Source organism: Frankia sp. BMG5.60 (assembly GCF_059428125.1).
The window spans coordinates 3,351,836-3,369,738 of record NZ_CM182091.1 but is presented as its reverse complement, the minus strand read 5'-3'; the positions used below and the strand labels follow the sequence as shown (position 1 = coordinate 3,369,738).

Genomic DNA, 17,903 nt, shown 5'->3' with positions numbered 1-17,903 from the left:
ACCGTCGTGGTGGCATTCCGGGCCGCTTTCCGGCCCCGCGGTTGCTCGGGCGGACAGGACCTGCGCGTTCGCCGGAACGGCGATTTGCTCCCGAGTAATCCTCGACAACTCGACCGAAAATGGCCGGAATGGCCGGCGATCGGCCGAGATGACGGGAATCACATCCCTGCGACGGCCGGCGGCGGATGGCGGGGGTAGGTCGTTACGCACGGTGATTGGCCTCGAGGCGCTCGCGGTGTCTACGGTGGTCGGACGGTCGCCGCCGCACCGGCCTGCGACCGGGGGAGATGCGGACGGGCGGGCGGGACGGTCCCGGGCACCCGAGTGGCCCGGCCGCATGCGGGTATCCGCAGATACGGGTCGAGGGTCGTTCCAGAGCACGTACTTGCGTAGGTTTCGAGCGGAATTCTCCGCATTCGCGGTTCTGTAGTTTTCAATTCCCAGTGCTGCGCGACGATCCTGGGTGGACTGCACCGTTCACCTCGGTCCGGTCGGAAGACGGGATCCTTCCGTATCGTCGACACTGCCCGCCTTAGTTGGCACAACAGCTCGTCCCGGATGCTGGGGACGCCGCAGATGTCAACGAAATGAACGCGCGATCTCGTGGATTATGCTCGCCTGGAAGTTCATGCTTCCGGCGCGTGGTCTTCCTCGTGGTCACCGCGAATCGCTGGCGAGGCCGGCCATTTCGTGGTCGGGTATCGGTGATGCGGCTGCGCAGGCGGTCCGCTTCGTGGCTGCCGGCCTGATCGTCAGTCCTGCGCCAGATGGGGACGGACATGAATGAAGATCGTGAGTGTTCCAGTATGACGGACGGAAGCGGATCTCATAACGGAGCGCATTTCGCCGGACGCGAACAGCGCTCGCCGGAGGGGTCGGCGGACTATGTGGTGGATGGTGGAGTGCCCACCGTGACCCGATCGGCCGCCAGCGGCGAGATCCCGCCGATGGCGCGGCCCTATGTAGCCGCCGGTGCCCTGTTCTTCGACGACGACGGCCGGGTCATGCTTGTCGAGCCGTCCTACAAGCCCGGGTGGGACATTCCGGGCGGTTTTGTCGAGCCCGGGGAATCTCCCTACTCCGCCTGCGTGCGTGAGGTGGAGGAGGAACTCGGCATCACCCCGCCGATCGGCGAGCTCCTCGCGGTCGACTGGGCCCCGCGCCCCAAGGACGGCTGGCTGGAGGGGGAGATGCTGCTGTTCGTCTTCGACGGCGGCCTGCTGCCCGCCGCCTGGCGCGAGCGCATCCGGCTCGACATGGATGAGCTCGTCAACTTCGCCTTCGTGCCGGTGGACGAGGTCGACCGGTTGCTCCCGCCGTTGCACGCCCGCCGGGTCGCCGCGGCCGCCCGCCTGCGGCGCACCCCGCACCGAGCCGGCTACCTGGAGCACGGCGAGCAGATTCCCGTCCAGCCCCTGGCGCGTGGGACGGCCGGGCGAGGCGCGGTGCGGCGTCCTCCAGATCCCGCGCCCGGTCCCGATCTCGCCGACTGGCCAGCCGATCTCGGCGCGCTGTCCGTCAACACCCGGGAGAACCACGGCTGACCGGCCGTGGGCTCGGCCCGGGCTGCGTCCGCGGCGAGGTCGGTATCGGCGGCGAGTCGGGGTCCGCGGCGAATCAGGGACGCCGGCGAGTCGGGGGGACGCCGGCGGGTCAGGTTGGGTCGATGGCCATCTCGGCGAACGACGCGGCGCGGCGATGATCACCGGCGACGTGGTGGGGCTCGCCGGGCCGCAGGACAGCGACGGTGGCGAACCCGGCTGTCGCCGCGGCGTCGAGTTCGGCGGACACGTCGGACAGGAACACCGCGCGCCGCGGCGCCACGGCGAGCTCGGCGGCGATCCGGCGGTAGGCGGCCGGATCGCGTTTGGGCCCGGCGCTGTCGATGTCGAAGTACCCGTCGAACAGACCGGTCAGATCGCCCGCCGGAGTCGCGGCGAACCAGGCCCGCTGGGCCCGGGCCGAACCCGACGAGAACACCGCCAGCCGGACTCCCGCCGCGTGCCAGCGCCGCAACGCGGGGGCCACGTCGTCGAACAGCGCGCCGTCGAGCTCCCCGGCCGCGAAACCCGCCGCCCAGATCAGCCCCTGCAGCGCCTTCAACGGCGCCACCTTGCGGTCGTCGTCGCTCCACCGGGCGAGCGCGGCGACGACCCGCTCCACCGGCGCGTCGGCCTCACCGAGCAGCGACCGCGCCTCGGCGACGATCCGGCGCACCTCTGGATCATCGCCGTGCTCGCGGACCCACGGCCCCAGCCGCGCCCGGGCATACGGAAACAGGGTGCCCAGCACGGCGGCGGTGGGACTGGTCGTCCCCTCGATGTCGAGCAGGGCCAGCCCGGCGCTCAGGCGCGGCGGGCTCACGGGGCCGCGGCCGGCCTTCCACGGGCCGGCGCTGCGGCGGCCGCCGTTTCCGCCGCCGGCTGGGCGGCGCTCGAGGCCCGCCGGGCGAGGGCGTCGAAATCAGGAATCCGAGTGGCGATGTCGCTGCCGGTGAACGCGCCGACCCAGCCGTCCTCGGCGCGGAAGAACCGGACGGCGGCGAAATCCGGATCGACGCCCATGTCGAACCAGTGGGTCGTACCCTTCGGCACGCTGATCAGATCGCCGGCCTCGCAGCGCACCGCCTGCACCCGGTCGTCGACGTGCAGGTAGAACACGCCGCTGCCGGCCGCGAAGAACCGGATCTCGTCGTCGTCGTGGGTGTGCTCGGCGAGAAATCGCTCCCGCGCGGCGCCCGCCACCTCGCGCCAGTTCCCCGCCGCGGTCGGGCGCAGGGCGGCGACGTCGCGCTCGGCGCTGCGCAGCGCCGAGCGCGACGGCTGGGAATCCGGGCGGCTCGACGCGGCGCTGCGCCGCCTGCGGGGCGCCCGGCCGACCGCGCTGGCGCTGGCCGCCGGCGTCGACGCGGCCGCCCGGCGCATCCCCGACGGCCTGCCGGCGGTGCTGGCGGTGGCCGAGCGGCTGGCCGCCGAGGACGAGGCCGACAACCGGGCGATCGGCCGGCACGGCGCCGACGGCGTGCTCGCCCGCACGACCCGGCGCCCCCTGCGGGTGCTTACGCACTGCAACACCGGCGCGCTCGCCACCGCCGGGTGGGGGACCGCGCCTGGTGTCATCCGCGAACTGCACGCCCGCGGCGCGGTCGAGGTCGTCCACGTCGACGAGACGCGGCCGCTGCTGCAGGGCAGCCGGTTGACCGCCTGGGAGCTCGCCCGGGCCGGCATCGACTGCCGGATCCAGGCCGACGGCGCCGCCGCGGGCGCGATCCTGCGCGGCCTGGTCGACGTCGCGCTGGTCGGCGCGGACCGGATCGCCGCCAACGGGGACGTCGCGAACAAGGTCGGCACGGTCGGGATCGCGCTGGCCTGCGCCTACGCGGACATCCCGTTCGTCGTCGCCGCGTCGCGCTGGACGATCGACCCGGACACCCCGGCGGGGGCGGACATCCCGATCGAGGAGCGCGACGGCGCGGAGGTGCTCACGCTGGCCGGCCGCCCGACCGCGCCGCCGGGTGTGCGCGGCTTCAATCCCGCGTTCGACGTCACCCCCGCCCACCTGGTCAGCCTCCTGGTCACCGAGGACGGCGCGAGGCCCGGCGGCCCGCTCCCCACGGTCACCTGACCACCCGCACCGCTGGGCGGCCTCCCCGGTCACCGGGCCGTCCGCTGCGCGGGGCGGTCCCCTGCGTCACCCGACCGTGCGCTCGGCGGTGCGCACGGCCCACTCGCACAGCCACTCCACCGCTTCGGCCCGGTGCCGGGCGGCGAGCAGGTCGGTGCCCCAGACGTACATCCCGTGCCGGGCGACGAGGACCGCAGGCGTCGCCGGTTCCCACGCCGCGCTCACCCGCCCGGCGAGCACGGCCATGTCCTGGCTGTTCGCGACGACCGGCAGCCGAACCGGATCCCCGTCGGCGGCGCGGCCGAGCGCCTTGAGCATCTCGTGGTCGCGCAGGGTCAGCCCGGCCGGGAACCGGTCGGCGGCCAGCACCGAGGAGACCGTGTGCAGGTGGACGACCGCACCGGCCCCGGTCAGGCCGATCAGCCGGGCATGCAGGACGGCCTCCGCCGACGGCCGCCGCAGCGGGCCGCCCGCCGCCCGCGACCCGCCCGCATCCGGCGGCTGCGCCAGCTCGGTCGGCACCCCCCCGGTCGGCAGCCGTCCCGTCGGTACCCCGGCGCCGTCCACCTCGGCGACGTCGGCCGCGGTGAGGGCGCCCTTGTCCAGGCCGCTCGCGGTGACGAGAATCCGCACGGGATCCGTCCCGACGACCACCGAGATGTTGCCGGAGGTCGCCCGCATCCAGCCGAGCCGCGCGTAGCGCGCCGCCTCCCCGGCGAGCGCGGCGCCCGGTTCGAACCCGCCGCCGCCGTTGCCGCAGCCGGTAACGCTGCCGCCGTCATGCCCGCCGCTGTCGTCGCCGGGCGCCGCCGGTGCCGTGGCCATGACAGTGAGTATGGGCGCGCGGCCGGCCCGTCGCGGCACATCCGGCCCGTCCGCCGATGGCTGGCACCTGATCATCTGGCGGGGTTGGGAACCCTGTGGAACTATTCAGGTGCTTGGAGTGACTAGATGGACGTGCCGCCCGGCTGCAGCCGGGGCGGTCCCGGCAGCGGAGGGGGTGCCGCGTGCGCAGGTACCTGGTCGAAGGTCTCGGAACGTTCGTGCTGGTTCTTGGCGGGGTGGGGACGGCCGTGCTGGCCCGCGACGCCGTGGGCGTGCTCGGGATCGCGCTGGCGTTCGGGCTGGCGCTGCTCGTGTTGGTGTACGTGATCGGGCCGATCTCCGGCTGCCACGTGAACCCGGCGGTGACCCTCGGGCTGCTGCTGTGCCGGAAGATCGACCCGAGGCACGCGCTCGGCTACGTCGCGGCGCAGTGCGTGGGCGCGGTCGTCGCCGCGGGCACGGTCTGGCTGCTCGCCGACGCGGGGCCGTTCGGGTACTCGCCCGACGTGCAGGGGCTCGGTGCCAACGGCTACGGCGTGCACTCGCCGGGTGGCTACGGCCTCGGCGGCGTCTTCCTCGTCGAGATCCTGCTCACCGCGCTGCTGGTGTTCACGGTGCTCGGCGCGACCGACGTCCAGGCGCCGTTCGGCTTCGCGGGTCTCGCGATCGGGCTGGTCCTCGTCCTGTGCAACCTGATCAGCATCCCGCTCGACGGCACCTCGGTGAACCCGGCCCGCTCGCTGGGCCCGGCCGTCTTCGTCGGAGGCTGGGCGCTCGGGCAGCTCTGGCTGTTCATCCTGGCGCCGGCGATCGGCGCCGCCCTCGCCGCGGCCGCCTACCTCGGCCTGCGCCCGGGATCGCAGGTCAGCGCGTCCACCGCCGAGGCCGAGTTGCCGCAGGAGTCGCTGAGCCGGCTCGCGCGGGAGACCGCCCGGCTCATCCGCGGCGGCGTCGAGTAGGCCGGATGGGGCGCCGGATCGGCGCGGCTCAGCCCTGGGCGGCGTCGGCCAGCGCGTCGGCGGTCGCCTCGATGAGCTCGTCGGCGATGAGCCCGACGGTGACGCGCAGATGGTCGCCGTCCAGCGGAGCCGCCTCGAACGGCGTGCCGGGCGCGGCTCCGATGCCGCGGGCGGCGAGCGCGACCAGGGCGACCTGTTCGTCGGCGACGTCGACCCACAGGTTGATGCCGTCCGCGCCGACCGCCCGCACCCCGCGGGCGGCGAGCGCGACGAGCATCCGTTCCCGGCGCGCGCAGTAGCGGGCACGGGCGGCGGCGAGCGTGCGCCCGGTGGCCGGGTCCTCCAGCAGTTCGGCGAGGACGGCCTGCAGCAGGCGGCTCGACCAACCCGGGCCGAGCAGCCGGCGGGTGGCCACCGCCTCGACGGTGGCGGCGACCCCGCCGACGGCGGCCAGGCGCAGGTCCGGGCCGTGGCTCTTGGAGAAGCTGCGGATGTGCACGCAGGACGCCGGCAGGTGGCGGCCGAGGCTCACCGGTGCCGCGAGGGCCACGTCGCCGGCATGGTCGTCCTCGATCACGGTCACCCCGGTGCCGGCGAGCAGCTCGGCCAGTTCACGGGCGCGGTGCTCGGTCATGCTCACCCCGGTCGGGTTCTGCGCCCGCGGCTGCAGGTACAGCGCGACCGGGCGGGTGGCCAGCGCCTCGCGCACCGCGTCGGGACGCACCCCGGCGGCGTCCGAGGGCAGTGCGACGACCTCCGCGCCGACCAGCTCCAGCAGGTCGAGCAGCGGCGGGAAGCAGGGGTTCTCCACCAGCACCCGGCTGCCGTAGCCGACCAGCGAGCCGGTGACCCGGTCGAGGGCGTCCATGGCACCGTCGACCACCGTGATCGCCTCGGGGGAGAACGGCCAGCGGGCCCGTAGCGCCTTCTCCAGCCCGGGCAGCACGGGGTCGTCGAGGTAGCTGGTGGTCAGGTTGCCTCGGGCGATCCGGGCCAGCGCGGGGGCAAGGTCGGGCAGCAGCGCCGGGTCGGGTGTGCCGGTGGAGTAGTCCCGCCCGATCCGTCCAGGGCTGCGGGTGACCCGCCGGTAGCGCCGCGCCCCGCCGACGGTGGGCGCGGCGCCCTCCAGCACGAAGGTCCCCGCCCGCCCGCGCGGCACGATGACCCCGGCGCGCGCCAGCGTGCGCCAGGCCTGGCTCACCGTGGTCGGGCTCGTCCCGAGGATCGCGGCCAGTTCCCGCACGGTGGGCAGCCGGGCCCCGCCGGGCAGACTCCCCGCGGAGACAAGCCGGCTCACCGCCCCGGCGATGCCCCGCGCGGAGCGGTCGTCCACCGCGGCGGCGATCAGTTCGAGCATGGCATTCGTCCCCTGCCTGTAACAAATGGTAACAACAGGACGATTGTCCGGGTTGAAGTGTGACAGTAGTCTGCGGTCACGCAAAACCGATCCTCCGGCGTGCGTGGACCGGCGATGGGGTACGGCGAACTGCACCGGACCGGTCCGCGGCGGTGCGCGGAAGCGGTGCACGGCGAATCTGGCACAACAGATTTCTACGGCAGACCGTCGGGGCGAACACGCGGCGGCCCGGCGGGCAGGCGACAGGGGTGGTGCAGGCATGTCCAGGGTGATTCGAGCCGCTCTCGTCCAGGCCCGTTGGACCGGCGACAAGGAAACGATGATCAAGGCGCACGAGGAGTACGCCCGCGCCGCCGCCGCCGCCGGAGCGAAGGCGATCTGTTTCCAGGAGCTGTTCTACGGCCCGTACTTCTGCCAGGTGCAGGACCCCGCCTACTACGCCTACGCCGAGTCGGTTCCGGGGCCGACGACCGAGCGTTTCCAGGCGCTGGCCGCGGAGCTCGGCATGGTCATGGTGCTGCCGATGTACGAGCAGGAGCAGCCCGGCGTGCTGTACAACACCGCGGCCGTCCTCGACGCCGACGGCCGCTATCTCGGCAAGTACCGCAAGACCCACATCCCGCACGTGACCGGGTTCTGGGAGAAGTTCTACTTCCGGCCGGGAAACCTGGGATTCCCGGTCTTCGACACCGCGATCGGGCGGGTCGGCGTCTACATCTGTTACGACCGGCATTTCCCCGAGGGCTGGCGGGCGCTCGGCCTGAACGGCGCCGAGATCGTGTTCAATCCATCCGCGACGTCCCGCGGCCTGTCCAACTATCTATGGAAACTGGAGCAGCCGGCCGCGGCGGTCGCGAACGAGTACTTCATCGGCGCCATCAACCGGGTCGGGATCGAGGATCTCGGCGACGACGACTTCTACGGCACATCCTATTTCGTCGACCCCGAGGGCGCCTTCGTCGACGGCACCGGCGACGCGCACGAGCCCGAGCTGATGGTCCGCGACCTCGACCTGGACCTGCTGGCCGAGGTGCGCAACCGCTGGGCGTTCTACCGGGACCGCCGGCCGGACGCCTACGGCGACCTCACCGCACCCTGAACCGCACCCTGAACCGCACCCTCACTCCATCGCAGCCGCTGACTCCATCGCCGCCGCCTGACCCCCGCCGTCCCCTGACCCCCGCCGTCCCCTGACCCCCGCCGCACAGAGGGAGCTGACGCATGAGAACGCTCATCACGGGTGGGACGCTGGTCGGGCCGCTCGGCGCGGCCCCGACGGACGTGCTCGTCGACGGCGAGACGGTGGCCGCCCTGCTCGCGCCGCCGGCACCGGCCGGCGACGCGGCGGCGGCGAGCGGGGCGGGTCGGCCGGCCGTCGAGGCCGACCGGGTCATCGACGCCACCGGCAAGTACGTCATCCCGGGCGGGGTCGACGTGCACACCCACATGGAGCTGCCCTTCGGCGGCACCGCGGCCTCCGACACCTTCGCCACCGGCTCGGCCGCCGCGGCCTGGGGCGGCACGACCACGATCGTCGACTTCGCCGTGCAGCGCACCGGCGAGGTCGTCGAGGAGGGTCTGGCCGCCTGGCACGCCAAGGCCGAGGGTCAGTGCGCGATCGACTACGGCTTCCACATGATCATGGGTGGGGTCGACGAGGCCGCGCTCAAGGCGATGGACTCCCTCGTCGCCCACGAGGGCGTCACCAGCTTCAAGCTGTTCATGGCCTACCCCGGCGTGTTCTTCAGCGACGACGGCCAGATCCTGCGGGCGATGCAGCGCGCCGCCGACTCCGGCGCCACGATCATGATTCACGCGGAGAACGGCCTGGCCATCGACGTCCTCGTCGCCCAGGCGCTGGCCCGCGGGGACACCGACCCGATCCACCACGGCCTGACCAGACCGCCGGCGCTCGAGGGCGAGGCCACCCACCGGGCATCCGTGCTCGCCCAGGTCGCCGGCAACCCCCCGCTGTACTTCGTGCACCTGTCCGCCTCCGAGGCCCTCGGGGTGGTCAGCGCCGCCCGGGCCGCCGGGCGCAACGTGTTCGCCGAGACCTGCCCGCAGTACCTGTACCTGAGCCTGGAGGAGCACCTGGGCGCCCCCGGCTTCGAGGGCGCCAAGTACGTCGCCTCTCCGCCGCTGCGCACGAACACCGCCGCGCACGCCGACGACCTCTGGCGGGGGCTGCGCACCGACGACCTCGCCGTCGTCTCCACGGACCACTGCCCGTTCTGCTTCGCCGAGCAGAAGGAGCTGGGCCGGGGTGACTTCTCGAAGATCCCGAACGGGATCGGGACCGTCGAGCACCGCATCGACCTGATCTACCAGGGCGTCGTGACCGGGAAGATCTCACTGCAGCGCTGGGTCGAGACCTGCGCGACCACCCCGGCGCGGATGTTCGGCCTCTACCCGCGCAAGGGCGTCATCGCCCCCGGCTCCGACGCGGACATCGTCGTCTACGACCCGAACGCGACGACGACGATCAGCGCCGCGACCCACCACATGAACCTCGACCACTCGGCCTGGGAGGGCTTCGAGATCGCAGGGAAGGTCGACACGGTGCTCTCCCGCGGATCCGTCGTCGTCTCCGCCGGGCGGTTCACGGGCCGCGCCGGTCACGGCCGCTATGTGCCCCGCGGCCTGTCCCAGTACCTGCGTTGAGGGCGATGACGGCTGCGGCGATGACGGCTGCGGCGGTGGACCACCTGATGCCGGGCGCCCCGGGCGCGCGGCGAAACGGAAGGGGTGCGTGGCGATGAGGACGATAGGCCACCTGATCGGCGGCGTGGCGGTGGCTGATCCCGCCGGCCGCCACGCACCGGTGTGGAACCCGGCGACCGGGGAGCAGCAGGCCCGGGTCGCCCTCGCCTCCTCGGACGAGGTGCGCGCCGCGGTCGCGGCCGCCCGCGCGGCGGCCCCGGGCTGGCGGGCGAGGCCGCTCGGCCGGCGCGCCGAGGTGATGTTCCGCTTCCGCGACCTGCTCGACGCGGGCCGCAAGGAGGTCGCCCGGCTGCTGACCGCCGAGCACGGCAAGACTCTCGACGACGCGCTCGGCGAGATCGCCCGCGGCCTGGAGAACGTCGAGTTCGCCTGCGGCGCCCCGCACCTGCTGCGCGGCGGCTACTCGGAGCAGGTCTCCGCCGGCGTCGACGTGCACGAGGTGCGCCAGCCGCTCGGCGTCGTCGCCGGCATCACCCCGTTCAACTTCCCGGCGATGGTGCCCCTGTGGATGCTCGCGAACGCGCTGGTCTGCGGCAACGCGTTCGTGCTCAAGCCCAGCGAGCGCGACCCGTCCCCGGCGCTGTTCCTCGCCGAGCTGCTGGGGCGTGCCGGGCTGCCGGACGGCGTGCTCAACGTGGTGCAGGGCGACAAGGTCGCCGTCGACGCGCTGCTCGACCATCCCGACGTCGCCGCGGTGAGTTTCGTCGGGTCCACCCCGATCGCCCGCTACGTCTACGAACGCGCCACCGCGGCCGGCAAGCGGGTGCAGGCCCTCGGCGGGGCGAAGAACCACCTGGTCGTCCTGCCCGACGCCGAGATCGTCGCGGCCGCGGACGCCGCGGTCTCCGCCGCCTACGGCTCGGCCGGCGAGCGCTGCATGGCGGTGTCGGTGGTCGTGGCGGTCGGGGAGATCGCCGACCCGCTGGTCGAGGCGATCGCCGCGCGGGTGCGCGGCATCCGGGTCGGACCCGGCTACGACGCGGCCAGCGAGATGGGTCCGCTGATCACCGCGGCGCACCGGGACCGGGTCGCCGGCTACCTCGACCTCGCCACCGCCCAGGGGGCGAGCGTCGTCGTCGACGGCCGCACCGACCCCGCGACCAGCGGCCCCGGCTTCTTCCTCGGCGCGAGCGTCGTCGACCACGTGCGGCCGGCCAGCGCCGTCTACACCGACGAGATCTTCGGCCCGGTGCTCGCCGTCGTGCGGGTCGCCACCTACGACGAGGCGCTGCGGCTGATCGAGGACAACCCCTACGGCAACGGCGCGGCGATCTTCACCCGCGACGGCGGGGCCGCCCGGCGGTTCACCGCCGAGGTCGAGGCGGGGATGGTCGGTGTCAACGTGCCGATCCCGGTGCCGGTCGCCTACTACAGCTTCGGTGGCTGGAAGGGCTCGCTGTTCGGTGACCTGCACATGTACGGCCCGGACGGGATCCGCTTCTACACCCGGACCAAGGTCGTCACCTCCCGCTGGCCCGACCCGGCGACGAGCTCGGTCGACCTCGGCTTCCCCCGGACGAGGTGACGCGGTGGACGTCGGAGTGGTGCTGCAGACGAACCCGCCCGCCTCCCGGGTGATCGACCTCGCCCGGCAGGCGGAGAACCTGGGCTTCAGCCACGTCTGGACCTTCGACTCCCACCTGCTGTGGGAGGAGCCGTTCGTCATCTACAGCCAGATCCTCGCCGCGACCCGCAAGGTGCTGGTCGGGCCGATGGTGACCAACCCGGCTACCCGCGACTGGACGGTCACGGCGTCGCTGTTCGCCACCCTCAACGAGATGTTCGGCAACCGGACGATCTGCGGGATCGGCCGGGGCGACTCGGCCGTGCGGGTCCTCAACGGCAAGCCCGTGTCGCTGGCGACGCTGCGCGAGTGCGTCGGCGTCGTGCGGGAGCTCGCGAACGGCCGCAGCGCGCAGGTCGGCGGCAGTACCGTGCGCTTGCCGTGGGGCGCGGCGAGTCGGCTCGACGTCTGGATCGCCGCCTACGGGCCGAAGGCGCTGGCGCTGACCGGGGAGATCGGCGACGGGTTCATCCTCCAGCTCGCCGACCCGGACATCGCCGCCTGGACCATCCGGGCGGTGCGCCGCGCCGCCGAGCGGGCCGGGCGCGACCCGGCGGCGGTGACGTTCTGCGTCGCGGCCCCCGCCTACGTCGGCGCCGCGGACCCGCTGTCGCTGGCCCATCAGCGCGACCAGTGCCGCTGGTTCGGCGGGATGGTCGGCAACCACGTCGCCGACCTCGTCGCCCGCTACGGCGCGGACGGCTCCGTGCCGACCGCGCTGACCAGCTACATCGCCGGCCGCACGGGTTACGACTACAACGAGCACGGCCGGGCCGGCAACGCCCACACCACGTTCGTCCCCGACGAGATCGTCGACCGGTTCTGCCTGCTCGGCCCGCCCGAGGCCCACATCGAACGGCTGGCGCAGCTCGCCGAACTCGGCGTCGACCAGTTCGCCGTCTACCTGCAGCACGACGCCAAGCTCGCGACCCTCGAGGCGTACGGCGAGACGGTGATCCCCGCCGTCGCCGGCACGGTGCGCGCCACCTCCGCCGGCACCCAGCCCCCCGCCCCGGTCGCCCCGGCGACCTCGGCGCCGTCGGCGACGCCGCCCGCGGTGCCGCCCGCAGTGCAGCCGGCGGTGCAGCCCGAGGCGCCGCCGCCTGCGGACCCGACTTCGGTGGCCGGCGGATGACCGACGCCGCCCTGTCGACGGCCGCGGCGGCGACCGCCACCGGTCCCGCCACTGGTCCCGCCACTGGTCCCGCCACTGGTTCCGCGCCCGCCGGCGACCCCGAGGGCCCCGACCCGCTCGGCCTGCCGTCGCGGCGGCGGACCGTCGGCGCGGCGGCGCGGGACCGACTGCGCCGGGGGGTCCTCGCGCTCGTCGCGCTCGTGCTGCTGTGCGCCGTGTGGGAGGGCTACAAGGCGGTCGGGTCGCCGCAGGGCACCCGGCTGTGGGGCGCGCCGGTGCTGCCGCGGACCACGGACACGGCCATGCCGCACGTCTGGTCGGTGCTGGCGGAGCTGGGCCGGCCCGAGCTCAGCCTGCGCGACGACCGCACCGTCGGGGAGTCGGTGCTGCGCGGGATGTGGTTCTCGCTGCGGGTGGCGCTCGCCGGCTTCGGGGTCGGGGTCACCGTCGGCGTGCTGCTCGCCGTCGCGATGGCCCGCCTGCGGGTGCTGGAGCGCGGGCTGCTGCCGTACGTGATCGCCAGCCAGACCGTCCCGCTGGTCGCGCTCGCCCCGCTGGTGGCCGGCTGGGGCGGCCGGCTGCACCTGGGCGGCCTCGAATGGCAGCGCTGGATGTCGGTGGCGCTGATCGCCGCGTATCTGGCGTTCTTCCCGGTCGCCGTCGGGATGCTGCGCGGGCTGCAGGCGCCGGCGGCGGAGTCGGTGGAGCTGATGCGCAGCTACGCGGCGTCGTGGTGGCAGACGCTGGTCCGGCTGCGGCTGCCGGCGTCGGTGCCGTACCTGATGCCGGCGCTGCGGCTCGCGGCCGCCTCGGCGGTGATCGGCACGGTCGTCGCCGAGATCTCCACCGGCACCCGCGGCGGCGTCGGGCGGCTGATCATCGACTACTCCATGTCGGCGAGCAGCGACGCGACCCGGCTGTACGACGCGGTGCTCGGCGCCGCGGTCACCGGTCTGGTCATGGCAGCCGCGGTGGCGTTGCTGGAAGCGGCGGTCGGCCGCCGGTGGGGCCGTCATGCGTGACGGCCCGCGCGGGCGGCGCACGGAGGCGAGGACGAGTGGCATGACGGCGGAGTTCACCCCGGCGACGGGCGCGGCCGAGGCGGCCGGCGCGGCGCCGGCCACGACGGATGCGCCGGCCACGACGGATGCGGCGGTGGTGGTGCGCGGGGTGACGAAGGCGTTCGACGTTGCCGGGGCGGCGCCCACCGTGGCGTTGACGGACATCGACCTGACAGTCGCCCGCGGCGAGTTCGTCTCGCTGATCGGGCCGTCCGGCTGCGGGAAGTCGACGCTGCTGCGGCTGGTCGCCGACCTGATCCCGCCGACCCAGGGGGAGATCCTCGTCGGCGGCCGGCCGGCCCGCCAGGCCCGCCTCGACCAGGACTACGGCATCGCCTTCCAGCAGGCCGGCCTGTTCGGCTGGCGCACGGTGCTCGGCAACGTCGAACTGCCGCTGCAGGTCCACGGAATGCGCAAGGCCGAACGCCGGGCCCGCGCCCGGGAGCTGCTCGACCTGGTCGGGCTCGCGGACTTCGCCGGCCACTGGCCCGGCCAGCTCTCCGGCGGCATGCAGCAGCGGGTGGCCATCGCCCGCGCCCTCGCCGAGCGGCCCCGGCTGCTGCTGCTCGACGAGCCGTTCGGCGCCCTCGACGAGATGACCCGCGAGCGCATGCAGGCGGAGCTCGCCCGCATCCGGCGGGAGACCGGGACCACCGTCATCCTCGTCACCCACTCGATCCCCGAGGCGGTGTTCCTCTCCGACCGGGTGGCGGTCATGTCGGCGCGGCCGGGGCGGATCACGGCGATGGTCCCGGTGGAGCTGGCGGCGCGGGCCGGCGCGGGCCGCGGCGTCGACAGCACCGACCTGCGGGAGCAGCCCGAGTTCTTCGCCGCGGTCACCGCCGTGCGCGAGGCGCTGCGCGCCGGCGAGTCCGCCCCGCTGCGCGTTGCGTCGGGCGGCGGCGCGCCGGCGGGGGCCGGTCCGGTGGGGGCCGGTCCGGTGCGGGCCGGTCCGGTGCGGGCCGGTTCGGTGCGGGCCGATTCGGCGGGGGCCGGTTCGGCGGGAGTCGGGGCTTCGTGAACGGGGTTCGGCCGACCGCCCGGGTGCTGGCCCGCGGGCGGGCGATCCTGCCACCGCTCGTCGTCGCGGTCGTCGTCCTCGGCGCCTGGCAGGCGTTCGTCGACCTGGGCGACGTGCAGCCCTACCTGCTGCCGAGCCCGACGGCGATCGCCCACCAGTTTCGCGAGCACGTCGGTCCGATCCGGTCGGCGGCGTGGGTCAGCGGGGTCAACGCGGCGGTGGGGTTGGCGGTCGGCGCGGTCGCGGGGCTGGTCGCGGCGATCGTGGCGGCGCGCTCCCGGCTGATCGACGGGATGCTCGCCCCGGTCGCCGCCGCGATGAACGCGATCCCGATCATCGTGCTGGCCCCGCTGTTCAACGCGATGTTCTCGACGACGTCCTCGGTGCCGCGGCGCGCGGTGGTCGCGGTCGTCGTGTTCTTCCCGGTGTTCGTCAACACCGCCCGCGGGCTGCGCGAGGTCGCCCCGGTGCACCGCGAGCTCATGCGCGGCCTCGCGGTCGGGCCGTGGCGGTTCGCCCGGACCGTGTCGCTGCCCGGGGCGCTGCCGTTCTTCTTCACCGGACTTCGGCTGGCCTCATCGCTCGCGGTCATCGCCGCGGTCGTCGCCGAGTACTTCGGCGGCCGGCAGAACGGTCTCGGTTCGCGGATCACCTCGGCGGCGGCGAACAGCGCCTACCCCCGGGCGTGGGCGTTCGTCGTCGCGGCCTGCCTGCTGGGCCTGCTGTTCTACCTGGTCGTCCTGGCGGTGGAGAGGGCGGCGATGCCCTGGCGCCGACACATCGGCCGGTAACGCCACAAACCGGGAATCCGGCATTCATTCACAAGGGGTAACGGGAGCGACATGAGAAGGAAAAGGACGCTGGGCGGGCTCGCGGCCGGGTTGGCCGCGGTGCTGGCCCTGGCTGCCTGCGGCTCGGACGGGGGCAGCAGCGGCTCGGACGCGTCGACGACCGGCACCGGGGCGAAGCTCACCCCGGTGAAGCTGCAGTTGCAGTGGTTCACCCAGGCGCAGTTCGCCGGCTACATCGCCGCGAAGGAGAAGGGCTTCTACCGCGACGCCGGTCTCGACGTCAGCCTGTTGGAGGGCGGCACGGACATCGTGCCGCAGACGGTGCTGGCCCAGGGGCAGGCCGACTTCGCCGTCGCCTGGGTGCCGAAGGCGCTGGCCTCCCGCGAGCAGGGCGCGCAGATCACCGACATCGCGCAGATCTTCCAGCGTTCCGGCACCCGGCAGGTCAGCTTCGCCGGCGCCGGCATCAGCGGGCCGGCCGACCTCAAGGGCAAGAAGGTCGGCAACTGGGGCTTCGGCAACGAGTACGAGCTGTTCGCCGGCATGACCAAGGCCGGTCTCGACCCCGGCAAGGACGTCACCCTCGTCCAGCAGCAGTTCGACATGAACGCGCTGCTCTCCGGGGACATCGACGCCGCCCAGGCGATGAGCTACAACGAGTACGCCCAGGTGCTGGAGGCGAAGAACCCGAAGACCGGCGAGCTGTACAAGCCGTCGGACTTCACCGTCGTCGACTGGAACGACGTCGGCACCGCCATGCTCCAGGACGCGGTGTGGGCCTCCACCGACAAGCTCCAGAACGACAAGGCGTACCAGCAGACGGCGACGAAGTTCCTGACCGGGTCGCTGCGCGGCTGGATCTACTGCCGCGACCACGCCCAGGAGTGCCGTGACCTGGTCGTCGCCGCCGGCTCCAAGCTCGGCGCCAGCCATCAGCTCTGGCAGACCAACGAGGTCAACAAGCTGGTCTGGCCGTCACCGGAGGGCATCGGCATGGTCGACAAGGCGGCCTGGGACCGGACCGTCCAGATCGCCAGGGCGACGAAGAACGCCGACGGCCAGACCGTCCTCACCAAGGCCCCCGAGGGGCTCGCCTACACCAACCAGTACGTCGAGCAGGCGCTGTCGGCGCTCAAGGGCGACGGCGTCGACGTCACGGGGTCGAGCTTCAAGCCGCTGACCGTCACCCTGAACCCGGGCGGCGGCTGACCCGTCCCGCCGGCTGACCCGGCACAGCGTCTCAGCCGGCACAGCGTCTCAGGCCGGCACAGCCGTCACACCGTCTCAGCCGTCACACCGACGGCGCCCCCGCTCCCGGCGCCGGTGAGATCGGATGGTCCGTGGCGCCGCCGCGCGCCGGCCGGCCCGACCGCGGGTCGGTGGCGCGCGGCGCGTCCGCGCGGACCGGGCGGTCCCATCCGTGGGACGCCGACGACGAGGAGAGGACCCGATCCCTTGACGACCACCCCCGCCATCCCCGGCGCCGCCGGCCGCAGCGAGGCGTACCTCGACGATCGTCGGCACGTGTTCCACTCCTGGTCGGCGCAGGCCAGCCTCGACCCGGTGGTCGTCGCCGGCGCCGAGGGGAGCTGGTTCTGGGACGAGTCCGGCCGGCGCTACCTGGACTTCTCCTCGCAGCTCGTCAACGCCAACATCGGCCATCAGCACCCGGCGGTGGTCGAGGCGATCGCCGCGCAGGCCCGTTCGCTGACCACCGTCGCGCCGTTCCACGCCCACGAGGTGCGCTCCCGCGCCGCGCGCCTCATCGCCGAGCGCGCGCCGGGCGACCTCGACCGCGTCTTCTTCACCAACGGCGGGGCCGAGGCCACCGAGAACGCGGTGCGCATCGCCCGGCTCGCCACCGGCCGCCACAAGATCCTCGCCGCCTACCGCTCCTACCACGGGGCTACCGGCGGCTCGATCACCCTGACCGGGGAGCCGCGGCGCTGGCCCAGCGAGCCGGGGATCCCCGGCGTGGTGCACTTCTTCGGGCCCTACCCGTACCGCTCGCCGTTCCACGCCGCCGACGCCGCCCAGGAGTCCGACCGCGCGCTCGCCCACCTCGCGGAGGTGATCGCGCTGGAGGGCCCGGCGACGATCGCGGCGATCATCGTCGAACCGGTCGTCGGCACCAACGGGATCCTGGTACCGCCGCCGGGGTACCTCGCCGGGGTGCGTGACCTGTGCGACACCCACGGCATCGTGTTCATCGCCGACGAGGTGATGTCGGGCTTCGGCCGGTGCGGCGAGTGGTTCGCCGTCGACCACTGGGGGGTCGTCCCGGATCTGATCTGTTTTGCCAAGGGCGTGAACTCCGGGTACGTCCCGCTCGGCGGGGTGATCCTCGCCCCGCACCTCGCCGACGCCTTCGCCGAGCGCCCCTATCCGGGCGGGCTGACGTACTCCGGGCACCTGCTGGGCTGCGCCGCCGCGGTCGCCTCGATCGAGGCGTTCGAGGCGGAGGGGATCCTCGACCACGTGCGGATGCTCGGCGCCGAGGTGATCGGGCCAGAGCTGGCGAAGCTGGCGGCCAACCACCCCTCGGTCGGCGAGGTCCGCGGGCTCGGTGTGTTCTGGGCACTGGAGCTGGTCCGCGACGGCGCCACCCGCGAACCGCTCGTGCCGTTCAACGCCGCCGGCCCGGCCGCGGCCCCGATGGGTGCGGTCGCCGCGGCCTGCCGCGAGCGCGGCCTGTGGCCGTTCACTCACTTCAACCGGGTGCACGTGGTGCCGCCGTGCACCATCTCCGAGGCGGACGCGCGCACCGGTCTGGCGATCCTCGACGAGGCGCTGACGGTCGCCGACGGCTTCACCACGGGCTGACCGCCCGCTCTCCCCGCAC

General features: G+C 73.8%; 16 protein-coding genes. 12 read left to right on the top strand and 4 right to left on the bottom strand.

Annotation, left to right across the window (positions count from 1 at the left end):
- Positions 1-911 precede the first annotated feature (911 nt).
- On the top strand, positions 912-1,544 hold the full coding sequence (locus AC5R91_RS13420; protein ID WP_495397484.1) for an NUDIX domain-containing protein: 633 nt from the start codon (positions 912-914) through the stop codon (positions 1,542-1,544).
- A gap of 109 nt (positions 1,545-1,653) precedes the next feature.
- Here AC5R91_RS13420 and mtnC read toward each other — a convergent pair whose 3' ends face one another.
- The gene (gene mtnC / locus AC5R91_RS13415; protein WP_495397483.1) at positions 1,654-2,364 is read right to left on the bottom strand and encodes an acireductone synthase; all 711 of its coding nucleotides are present in this window, start codon (positions 2,362-2,364) and stop codon (positions 1,654-1,656) included.
- Positions 2,361-2,744, bottom strand: a complete 384-nt coding sequence (locus tag AC5R91_RS13410) for a cupin domain-containing protein (protein WP_495397482.1) — start codon at positions 2,742-2,744, stop codon at positions 2,361-2,363. Before AC5R91_RS13410 ends, mtnC begins: the two co-directional genes overlap by 4 nt.
- Here AC5R91_RS13410 and mtnA point away from each other — a divergent pair.
- Positions 2,704-3,624 (top strand): S-methyl-5-thioribose-1-phosphate isomerase, encoded by a 921-nt coding sequence (gene mtnA / locus AC5R91_RS13405; protein WP_495397481.1) that lies wholly within the window; start codon positions 2,704-2,706, stop codon positions 3,622-3,624. The two genes, AC5R91_RS13410 and mtnA, sit on opposite strands and share 41 nt — an antisense overlap.
- A 66-nt stretch (positions 3,625-3,690) precedes the next feature.
- Here the strand turns inward: mtnA and mtnB are convergent, their stop codons facing one another.
- Positions 3,691-4,449, bottom strand: a complete 759-nt coding sequence (mtnB, locus tag AC5R91_RS13400; RefSeq protein WP_495397480.1) for a methylthioribulose 1-phosphate dehydratase — start codon at positions 4,447-4,449, stop codon at positions 3,691-3,693.
- A 182-nt stretch (positions 4,450-4,631) separates the two neighbouring features.
- Here mtnB and AC5R91_RS13395 point away from each other — a divergent pair, with 182 nt between their 5' ends.
- Positions 4,632-5,408 carry an aquaporin gene (locus AC5R91_RS13395; RefSeq protein WP_495397479.1) on the top strand — a complete coding sequence of 259 codons (777 nt, stop codon included), beginning with the start codon at positions 4,632-4,634 and terminating at the stop codon, positions 5,406-5,408.
- A gap of 28 nt (positions 5,409-5,436) precedes the next feature.
- On the opposite strand, the gene AC5R91_RS13390 is transcribed toward AC5R91_RS13395, so the two are convergent.
- Positions 5,437-6,765 carry an aminotransferase-like domain-containing protein gene (locus AC5R91_RS13390; protein WP_495397478.1) on the bottom strand — a complete coding sequence of 443 codons (1,329 nt, stop codon included), beginning with the start codon at positions 6,763-6,765 and terminating at the stop codon, positions 5,437-5,439.
- Positions 6,766-7,024: 259 nt separating this feature from the next.
- Here AC5R91_RS13390 and AC5R91_RS13385 point away from each other — a divergent pair, with 259 nt between their 5' ends.
- The 9 genes from AC5R91_RS13385 (at position 7,025) to AC5R91_RS13345 (ending at position 17,884) form a co-directional block, all read left to right on the top strand.
- A complete protein-coding gene (locus AC5R91_RS13385) occupies positions 7,025-7,864 on the top strand; it encodes a nitrilase-related carbon-nitrogen hydrolase (RefSeq protein WP_495397477.1) in 840 nt (279 codons plus the stop codon).
- A gap of 122 nt (positions 7,865-7,986) precedes the next feature.
- Positions 7,987-9,429 (top strand): dihydropyrimidinase, encoded by a 1,443-nt coding sequence (hydA, locus tag AC5R91_RS13380; RefSeq protein ID WP_495397476.1) that lies wholly within the window; start codon positions 7,987-7,989, stop codon positions 9,427-9,429.
- Between the two features lie 94 nt (positions 9,430-9,523).
- On the top strand, positions 9,524-11,014 hold the full coding sequence (locus AC5R91_RS13375; RefSeq protein ID WP_495397475.1) for a CoA-acylating methylmalonate-semialdehyde dehydrogenase: 1,491 nt from the start codon (positions 9,524-9,526) through the stop codon (positions 11,012-11,014).
- Between the two features lie 4 nt (positions 11,015-11,018).
- Positions 11,019-12,188: a TIGR03842 family LLM class F420-dependent oxidoreductase gene (locus tag AC5R91_RS13370; RefSeq protein ID WP_495397474.1), complete on the top strand. Its 1,170-nt coding sequence runs from the start codon at positions 11,019-11,021 to the stop codon at positions 12,186-12,188.
- Positions 12,185-13,210, top strand: a complete 1,026-nt coding sequence (locus AC5R91_RS13365) for an ABC transporter permease (protein WP_495397473.1) — start codon at positions 12,185-12,187, stop codon at positions 13,208-13,210. The genes AC5R91_RS13370 and AC5R91_RS13365 overlap by 4 nt, the downstream gene beginning before the upstream one ends.
- 40 nt (positions 13,211-13,250) lie before the next feature.
- Positions 13,251-14,270, top strand: a complete 1,020-nt coding sequence (locus tag AC5R91_RS13360; protein WP_495397472.1) for an ABC transporter ATP-binding protein — start codon at positions 13,251-13,253, stop codon at positions 14,268-14,270.
- Complete coding sequence (locus tag AC5R91_RS13355; protein WP_495397471.1) at positions 14,267-15,061, top strand: ABC transporter permease; 795 nt, start codon at positions 14,267-14,269, stop codon at positions 15,059-15,061. Before AC5R91_RS13360 ends, AC5R91_RS13355 begins: the two co-directional genes overlap by 4 nt.
- Positions 15,062-15,112: 51 nt before the next feature.
- Complete coding sequence (locus AC5R91_RS13350; protein WP_495397470.1) at positions 15,113-16,270, top strand: ABC transporter substrate-binding protein; 1,158 nt, start codon at positions 15,113-15,115, stop codon at positions 16,268-16,270.
- A gap of 246 nt (positions 16,271-16,516) precedes the next feature.
- On the top strand, positions 16,517-17,884 hold the full coding sequence (locus tag AC5R91_RS13345; RefSeq protein WP_495397469.1) for an aspartate aminotransferase family protein: 1,368 nt from the start codon (positions 16,517-16,519) through the stop codon (positions 17,882-17,884).
- Positions 17,885-17,903 lie beyond the last annotated feature (19 nt).

Bases quoted from the DNA above. Each gene is read 5' to 3' on its own strand.
- AC5R91_RS13385 (WP_495397477.1), top strand. From the start codon at position 7,025: ATGTCCAGGGTGATTCGAGCCGCTCTCGTCCAGGCCCGTTGGACCGGC.
- AC5R91_RS13365 (WP_495397473.1), top strand. From the start codon at position 12,185: ATGACCGACGCCGCCCTGTCGACGGCCGCGGCGGCGACCGCCACCGGT.
- AC5R91_RS13350 (WP_495397470.1), top strand. From the start codon at position 15,113: ATGAGAAGGAAAAGGACGCTGGGCGGGCTCGCGGCCGGGTTGGCCGCG.
- mtnB (WP_495397480.1), bottom strand. From the start codon at position 4,449: ATGGCCACGGCACCGGCGGCGCCCGGCGACGACAGCGGCGGGCATGAC.
- hydA (WP_495397476.1), top strand. From the start codon at position 7,987: ATGAGAACGCTCATCACGGGTGGGACGCTGGTCGGGCCGCTCGGCGCG.
- AC5R91_RS13360 (WP_495397472.1), top strand. From the start codon at position 13,251: ATGACGGCGGAGTTCACCCCGGCGACGGGCGCGGCCGAGGCGGCCGGC.
- AC5R91_RS13375 (WP_495397475.1), top strand. From the start codon at position 9,524: ATGAGGACGATAGGCCACCTGATCGGCGGCGTGGCGGTGGCTGATCCC.
- AC5R91_RS13390 (WP_495397478.1), bottom strand. From the start codon at position 6,765: ATGCTCGAACTGATCGCCGCCGCGGTGGACGACCGCTCCGCGCGGGGC.